This is a genomic window from Promicromonospora kroppenstedtii (assembly GCF_044389675.1).
GTDB classification, from domain to species: Bacteria; Actinomycetota; Actinomycetes; order Actinomycetales; family Cellulomonadaceae; genus Promicromonospora; species Promicromonospora kroppenstedtii.
The window spans coordinates 96,593-104,356 of record NZ_JBIRYI010000006.1 but is presented as its reverse complement, the minus strand read 5'-3'; the positions used below and the strand labels follow the sequence as shown (position 1 = coordinate 104,356).

Here is a 7,764-nt window from a genome sequence, read left to right as displayed (position 1 = left end):
TGGGGGGGGGTGGGGGTTGGGTGGTGGTTGTGGTGGTGGGGGGGTGGCTTTTTGGGGGGGGGGGGGGGGGCCGGCGCGCCCCCCCCCCCCCCCCCCCCCCCCCCCCCGCCCGTGGCGGCTGTCGCAGGGCCGGACACCGCGGGCCTCAGGTTCAACCTGAAGTTGAGAGTTGCCCGCGGCTCAGCCTCGGGTCGAGGTTGAGGGTCTCCTCCCCGTCACGCCGCCGCGCCGTCCTCCGCGCCCAACCCCTCCCCGGCACCGAAGCGGAACAGCGGGTCCGCGGTGTCGAACGGGACGTCGCTGCGGGACGCCTCGACCGCCACGGCGGACCGCGGCAGGTCGAACGGCAGGCGCCCCTCGGGCGGCACCGCCCCGGTCAGCGCGTCGAGCAGCGCGGGCGTGCCCACGCCGAACGTGACGACCAGGGTGTCCGCGTGCGGCAGCAGGGGCGTGAGGATCGCCGGCCGGTCCAGGTGCACGTCCACCACGGTGGGTACCGCGGCGGCCACCTCGGCGACGTGCGCCACGACGTCGTCGGCGAACTCGAGCGACCCCGCGTGGAAGAAGCTCTCGAAGCCCGGACCGCGCTCCTCGAACGGCGCCTCGAGGCGCAGCAACGCGACGTCCGCCTCCACCGGTGTGGCGACCCGCCGGAAGCCGGACACCTCGCCGTCCGGCACGCCCTCCGCATACAGGCGCACGCCCGGCTCGAGCGGAAGGACCCCCGCTCCCCCGGGCCCCGCGTTGCGCAGCACCGTCACCGAGCGGGACTGCGCCCGTCGCCCGGCGGCGACCAGGTCGGCCCGCCCGACGACGACGGCGGCGGCGTCCTCGTCCACGTACCGGTGCTCGTCGAACAGCCCGAGCTCGAACTTCTCGGCCAGCAGGCGCCGCACGGAGGCGTCGATCCGCTCCTCGGGCACCCGGCCGGACCCGACGAGCTCGATCACGTGCTCGGGGCAGGCCTCGCCGCCGAGCTGGTCGGCGCCGGCGTCCAGGATCTTCGCGACCCGCTCCAGGGGGCTGAGGTGCTCCACGCCCCAGGCGCGGGCCGGGAACGGGAGGCCGAACATCCGGGCGTCGGTCACCAGGCCCCAGTCGGTGCAGATGATGCCGTCGAAGCCGAGGTGCTCGCGCAGCAGCCGGGTCAGCACGCCGCGGTTGAACCCGAACCCGACCTGCTCGACGTCCTCGGGCCCGGAGCCGAGGTCCGCGCGGAGCCCCACCGGCATGCCGTAGTACGGCATCATCTGGCGGGTCCCGGCGGCGAGCAGGGCCTTGAACGGCTCCAGGTGCAGGTCGAACTGGTCGCCGGGGTAGACCTGCTCGCGGCCGTAGGCGAAGTGCGGGTCCTCGCCGTCGAGCTGCGGGCCGCCGCCCGGGAAGTGCTTCGTCATCGTGGAGACGCTCGCCGGCCCGAAGTTGCCGTCCAGCCCGGCGGCACGCGCGACATCGCCGCCCGCCTGCAGGCCGCGTACGTAGGCGGCGCCGAGGCGCCCGGTGAGGTCGGCGTCCTCGCCGAAGGTGCCCCCGCCGCGGGCCCAGCGCGGCTCGGTGACGAGGTCGACCTGCGGGTGCAGCGCCGTCCGGATGCCGACGGCGAGGTACTCCTGGCGGGCGGCGTCGCCGTGCTCCTCGACGAGCCGCTCGTCGCGGGTCGCGGCCAGGCCCAGGGTCTCTGGCCACTGCGAGAACGGCCCCGACAGCAGGGCGGCGCCCGGGTTGTCGGTGAACGAGTGCCGCGGGTCGGAAGCCACGGTCACGGGGATACCCAGCCGGGTGTCCACGGCGAGCCGCTGCAGGCGGTTGTGCCAGACGGCGAACTCGCGGGCGGTCGGCGGCGCGGCGAGCACGTTGAGATGCGTCAGGTGCCGCTCCACGACCAGGTCGGACGTGCCCGGCATGCCGTGGTCGGACGGCGCGTCGGCGAGGCTGCCGCCCGGGCCGACCTCGACCATGGTCTGGAACATCTGCCCGGCCTTCTCGGCCAGGGTCATGCGCCCCAGCAGGTCGGCGACCCGCTCGGCGACGGGCAGCGCGGGGTCGCGGTAGGCCTCCGCGCCCGCCGTCACCGCGCACCCCGGATGAACATGGTGCTCACGGCGCCGACGACGGCCACCAGCGCGCCCACCAGGAACAGCGCGGTGTAGTTGCCGCCCGCCCCGGAGGCCGGGCCGATCGCGAGCAGCGCCGGGGCCATGGCCGGGGCGAGCGACTGCGGCAGGGCGTTGGCGATGTTGAAGACGCCCATGTTCTTGGCGGCCTCGGTGTCCTTGTTGGGCAGCACGTCGGTGACGAGCGCCAGGTCGACGGCGAAGTACGCGCCCAGTCCCGCGCCGAACAGGCCGGCGCCCACGTACAGGTGCTCGGGCGCGCCTGCGAAGGCGAAGACGAGCAGGCCCGCGCCCGCCAGCACGGTGGAGACGATGACGAAGACCTTGCGCCGGCCGGTGCGGTCCGACAGCGCGCCGCCCGCCGAGCCGGCCAGCAGCAGCACGGCGGCCTGGAGCACCATCAGGCGCAGCTGCCAGCCGAGCGCCGTCGGCTCGTCCATGCCGAACCGGTCCTGCAGGAAGTAGACCTGGTAGCTGTTGTAGAGCGCGAAGCCGAACAGCAGCAGGAACCGGCCCGTGAAGGCCCAGCCGAAGTCGGGGTGCTTGCGCGGCGAGACCCAGAACCCGGCGAGGAAGCGGCCCAGGTGGAACGGCTCGACGTCGGCGGGGTCCAGGCGGCGGTCCTTCAGGACGGCGACCAGGGCCAGAACGCCCACGATGGCCAGCGCCGTGGGCAGCAGGAACAGCCACACCGAGCCGGCGCCGGCCGCCGTCAGCCAGGCCGCGATGGCGATGCCGGCCAGCGGCGCGAAGTTCTGCGCGATGCCCAGCCAGCCGGAGACGCGGGCGCGCAGGCGCTCGGAGACCTGGTCCGGCAGCAGGGCCTGGAGGGCGGCCTGCGTGCCGTTGAACGCCGTCTGCGCGACGGCCCAGCCGATCGCGACCACGGCGATGTTGGGCGCGAGCGCGATGACCGCGATACCGGCCGAGCCGAGCAGCACGCCCCACAGCAGCCAGGGGCGGCGCATGCCGAGGCGGGACGTGGTGCGGTCGGACAGCGCACCCGCGAGCGGGTTCGCCACGAACGCGAAGAACGCGCCGACACCGGTCACCAGCGCCAGGTCGGCCGCACGGGACTCCGGCGTGGACAGGGCGCTGACGCGCAGCGCCAGCGTGCTGATCACCGGGGTCAGGAGCGCCACGTAGAGCGCGAAGAACGCGGCCACGTAGGCGATGACGAGGCCGGTACCGCCCGCGCGGCGGGGCGCGGCGACGGTGGGGTCGTGCTGCGCGGGACGCGCATCGAGGGTTGCCATGGAGGACTCCTGGGTGGGGCAGCTCTGCCCCGGCTGGTCGGGCTCCCGGCGGGCCGCTGTTCCCAACGGCTACCGGGTGGTAGTTTTTGAATTTCTACCACTCGGTAGGTTTGCAACGCAAGAGACCAGGCTAAGGAGCGCACCCATGACCATCGAGGAGACCACCGAGGCCCGGACAGCCGCGGGATCGCCCCAGATCTCGCCCTCGGCGGGCAGCCGCGTGTTCGACGTCGAGCACGCGCTGGCCGCCCTCACGCTGGAGGAGAAGGCCTCGCTGCTGTCAGGCCTGGACTTCTGGACCACCCAGCCCGTCGACCGGCCCGAGGTCACCGTTCCAGGCGTCATGGTCACCGACGGCCCGCACGGCCTGCGCAAGCAGGCCGAGTCCCCCGACCACCTGGGGCTCGGCACGTCGGTGCCCGCCACCTGCTTCCCGCCGGCGGCCACGCTCGGCTCCACCTGGGACCCCGCCCTGCTGCGTCGCGTGGGCGAGGCGCTGGGCCGCGAGACGCGCGCCAACGACGTCGCCGTGCTGCTCGGCCCCGGCATCAACATCAAGCGCTCGCCCCTGAACGGGCGCAACTTCGAGTACCTCTCGGAGGACCCGGTGATCTCGGGCGAGCTCGGCGCGGCCCTCGTGGCCGGCATCCAGTCCCAGGGCGTCGGCACCTCGCTCAAGCACTTCGCGGCCAACAACCAGGAGGCCGACCGCATGCGCGTCTCGGCCGACGTCGACGAGCGCACCCTGCGCGAGATCTACCTGCCCGGGTTCGAGCGCGTGGTCAAGCGCGCGCAGCCGTGGACCGTGATGTGCTCGTACAACAAGATCAACGACGTCTACGCCTCGCAGAACCACTGGCTGCTGACCGAGGTGCTGCGCGACGAGTGGGGCTTCACGGGTCTCGTGGTCTCCGACTGGGGCGCCGTGCGCGACCGGGTCGCCGCCGTGGCCGCCGGGCTCGACCTGGAGATGCCCGCCACCGGCGGCCGGACCGACGCCGAGGTGGTCGCCGCCGTCCGCGCCGGCGAGCTCGACGAGGCCGTGGTCGACGTCGCCGCCCGCCGCGTGCTGGGCCTGGTGGCGCGCTCGCTGCCCGCGCTGGACGCCGCGCGGGCCTCCGGTGAGGGCTTCGACGCCGACGCCCACCACGCCCTGGCCCGCGAGGCGGCGGCCGCGGGAACGGTGCTCCTGAAGAACGATCCGGTGGCCGGGCCGGCCGAGACCTCGCCGGGTCCCGACGACCTCGACCGGCGCGCGGGCACCCCGCTGCTGCCGCTCGCCTCGGGCGAGGGGGTCGCCGTGATCGGCGAGCTGGCCCGGACGCCGCGCTACCAGGGCGCAGGTTCCTCCCAGGTCAACCCCACCCGGCTGGACGACGCGCTGTCGGCGCTGCGCGCCGCGACGGGCGCCGAGGTGCCGTTCGCGGCGGGCTACACGGTCGACGGCGCCGACGCCGGCTCCGGCACGGATGCCACCGCCCTGCGCGACGAGGCCGTAGCGGTGGCCGGCGCCGCCGGGACCGTGCTGGTGTTCCTGGGGCTGCCCGCCTCGTACGAGTCCGAGGGCTTCGACCGAGCGCACCTGGACCTGCCGGCCGAGCAGCTCGCGCTGCTGGAGGCGGTCGCGGCGGTCAGCCCCCGCGTCGTCGTCGTGCTGGCGAACGGTTCGGCCGTCTCGGTGGCCGGCTGGCAGCACCTCGCCCCGGCCGTGGTCGAGGGCTGGCTCGGCGGCCAGGCGGGCGGCTCCGGCGTCGTCGACGTGCTGCTCGGCGCGGTGAACCCGGCCGGGCGTCTGGCCGAGACGATCCCGCTGCGGCTGGAGGACAACCCGTCCTACGGCAACTTCCCGGGCGAGCTGGGCCACGTGCGGTACGGCGAGGGCCTCCTGGTGGGCTACCGCTGGTACGACGCGCGGCGGGCGGACGTCGCCTACCCCTTCGGGCACGGCCTGTCGTACACCACGTTCGCCTACTCCGGCGTCGCCGCCGAGGTGCTCCGTACGGACGCCGTGGCGGACGACGAGGCCGCGGTGCGCGTGCGCGTGACCGTGACCAACACCGGCGACCGCGCGGGCGCCGAGGTGGTGCAGGCCTACGTGGCCGACCCGGCCTCGCAGGTGCAGCGCCCCGAGCGCGAGCTCAAGGCCTTCGCGAAGGTCAACCTCGCGCCGGGCGAGTCCCGCGAGGTCACGCTCGACCTCACGGGTCGCGACCTGGCCTACTGGCACCCCGCGCTGCGCCGCTGGGTGGTCGAGGGCGGCGAGTTCGAGGTCGCCGTCGGCGCGTCGTCGCGGGACCTGCGCGGCTCGGCCACCGTCGTGGTCGACGGCGAGGACGTGCGCCTGCCGCTGGAGCCGCTGTCCACCGTGGCCGAGGCGATGGGCCACCCCGTCGTCGGGCCGCGGATCGAGGCCCTGGTGCACGGCGGCGGCGTGGCCGACGACATGCTCGGGATGATCGGCGACATGCCGCTCACGGTCATCGCCGACTTCGGCATGGGCGGGTTCGACCGCGCCGGCCTCACGGCGCTGCTGGCCGAGGCGAACGGCTGACGTCTTCGGCGCCGGGCTCGGCAAGGGGCCGGCGCCGGGCTCGGCCGGAGCCCGGCGCCGGCCCCGCGCTCTCAGCGCGAGACCAGGTCAGCGAAGGATGAGGTCCAGGTAACCGCGCAGGTCGGCGGCCATGTCCACGCGCTCGGCGGCGGGCCGGTCCAGGGACAGCAGCCACTGCACCTGCAGCCCGTCCATGAGCGCCACCACGGTGCGGGCCGCCTGGTCCGGGTCCACGCCGGGCGCGAGGCCGCCCCGCACGGCCCGCTCCCGCAGGAGCCGGGACTGCTCGTCCAGCACGCGCTGGTAGCGACGGCGGAAGTACTCGTGCGCGGGGTGGTCCGGCGACGTCGCCTCCGTGGACAGGCCCGCGAACAGCTCGACCAGCGGACGGCGCAGCCGGTTGCGCTCCACGAGGTGCAGCATCGCCTCGAAGTAGTCCGAGCCGCGCTCGAGGTCCTCCTGGAAGGACTGCTCGTCCACCGCGTCGCGGTACTCCAGCACGGCCTCCAGCAGGGCGGCCTTGTTCGGGAAGTGGTGCAGCAGGCCCGGGTGCGAGATGCCGACCCGGGCCGCGATGTCCCGCAGGGAGGCGCCGTGGAAACCGACGTCGGCGAACACGAGGATCGCCGTGCGGATGATCTCCTGCTGCGTCGCACGGCCCTTGGCGTACCCACCACGCTGGCCGCTGGTGGGGCCGGTCCTGGTGGACGGGCCGGTCTGAGCGCTCACGGACATGCGCCCAAACTACCCCGGCCGGGGCCGCGCGACGGCGTCGGGCCCGCCAGGCTCCGCTCCCGCACCCTGCGCTGCACCTCCGGCTCAGGCGAGGCGCGCGCTGGCCACGAGCTGTGCGCCCACGTCCAGGCGGACGTCGGCGATGCGGACGCCGTCCGGCAGCTTCTCGGCGAGGTCGATGTCGCGGCTCGTGGCGGCCTCGACCTTGCCGCGCACGGTGCCGAGCAGCGCCGCGACGATCGGGTTGCCGCTGTTCAGCCGCACGTCGCGCACCGCGAGCACCAGGTTCTCGTCGATGCTGACCGAGGCGGTGGCCTGCACCCGGGCCGACAGGAAGACGCCCTTCTTGATGGCGGCGTCGATCCGGAACGTGGCCGCCCGCGGCCCCTGCGAGACGACGTCGAGGTCCAGCGCCGTCAGCGTGATCCCCTGCTGCTGCAGTACGACGGCGGCCACGCCGCGCACCGTCGCGACCAGGCCGGCCTTGTCGACGGCGATGCGGGCGTGGCCGGACACCGGGTGGTCGGCGTCGGGCTCGACGGGCTGGATGCCGACGCGGCCGTCGGCTCCCTCGACCCAGTCGAACCGCAGGTCCGTCAGTTCCGCGGTGATGTCCACGGGCAGGTCGACCGCGACGAGCTGGTGGGCGTCCAGGCGCAGGTGGTGCAGGTTCCCGGGCTCCCGCCGGACCACCTCGGGGCGCCAGCGCTCGTCGCCGGACCCGGGCTGGGCGGCCTGGGCCGCTTGTGCGGGGTAGGTGGGCCGGGCGGGCTGGGTGGCGGCCTCGGGCAGACGCACGACGACGCCCGACAGGTCGATGACGGCGGACGTGATGTCGGCGCCGTCGAGCTCCGCCGTGATCGGCGCCCGGTCCAGCCCCAGCGCCTGGCCGCCGACCTCGTCCGCGAGCGTCGCGCGGATCCGGGCCTCGAGGTCGGCGCCGAGGGCGGGCCGGGGCGCGGAGCCGAGCGGGATCGGGTCGGGCGCGGGGCGGCCGGCGGGCTGGTCGGGTGCGGGGCGCTGGGCGGCGTCGGTCATGGACGCGAGACTAGCCGTGATCGCCGGGCGAGGTCGTCGACCGGCCCGGACTCGGCCTGGTCTCCCCGCT

At 75.0% G+C, this 7,764-nt stretch carries 5 protein-coding genes; 1 reads left to right on the top strand and 4 read right to left on the bottom strand.

The genetic code is table 11. The features are described 5' to 3' along the window. Window positions 1-215: 215 nt before the first annotated feature. Window positions 216-2,072, bottom strand: coding sequence for a glycoside hydrolase family 3 protein (locus ACH47X_RS11140; protein ID WP_397404194.1), 1,857 nt, complete (start codon window positions 2,070-2,072; stop codon window positions 216-218). Beyond that, window positions 2,069-3,370, bottom strand: coding sequence for an MFS transporter (locus ACH47X_RS11135; RefSeq protein ID WP_397404192.1), 1,302 nt, complete (start codon window positions 3,368-3,370; stop codon window positions 2,069-2,071). The genes ACH47X_RS11140 and ACH47X_RS11135 overlap by 4 nt, the downstream gene beginning before the upstream one ends. A 145-nt stretch (window positions 3,371-3,515) precedes the next feature. Between ACH47X_RS11135 and ACH47X_RS11130 the strand changes: the two genes are divergently transcribed. Continuing rightward, a complete protein-coding gene (locus ACH47X_RS11130) occupies window positions 3,516-5,921 on the top strand; it encodes a glycoside hydrolase family 3 C-terminal domain-containing protein (protein WP_397404190.1) in 2,406 nt (801 codons plus the stop codon). A gap of 87 nt (window positions 5,922-6,008) precedes the next feature. Here ACH47X_RS11130 and ACH47X_RS11125 read toward each other — a convergent pair whose 3' ends face one another. Next, window positions 6,009-6,656, bottom strand: a complete 648-nt coding sequence (locus ACH47X_RS11125) for a TetR/AcrR family transcriptional regulator (protein ID WP_397404188.1) — start codon at window positions 6,654-6,656, stop codon at window positions 6,009-6,011. Window positions 6,657-6,740: 84 nt separating this feature from the next. Further along, window positions 6,741-7,694, bottom strand: a complete 954-nt coding sequence (locus ACH47X_RS11120) for a hypothetical protein (RefSeq protein WP_397404186.1) — start codon at window positions 7,692-7,694, stop codon at window positions 6,741-6,743. Between the last annotated feature and the right edge of the window lie 70 nt (window positions 7,695-7,764).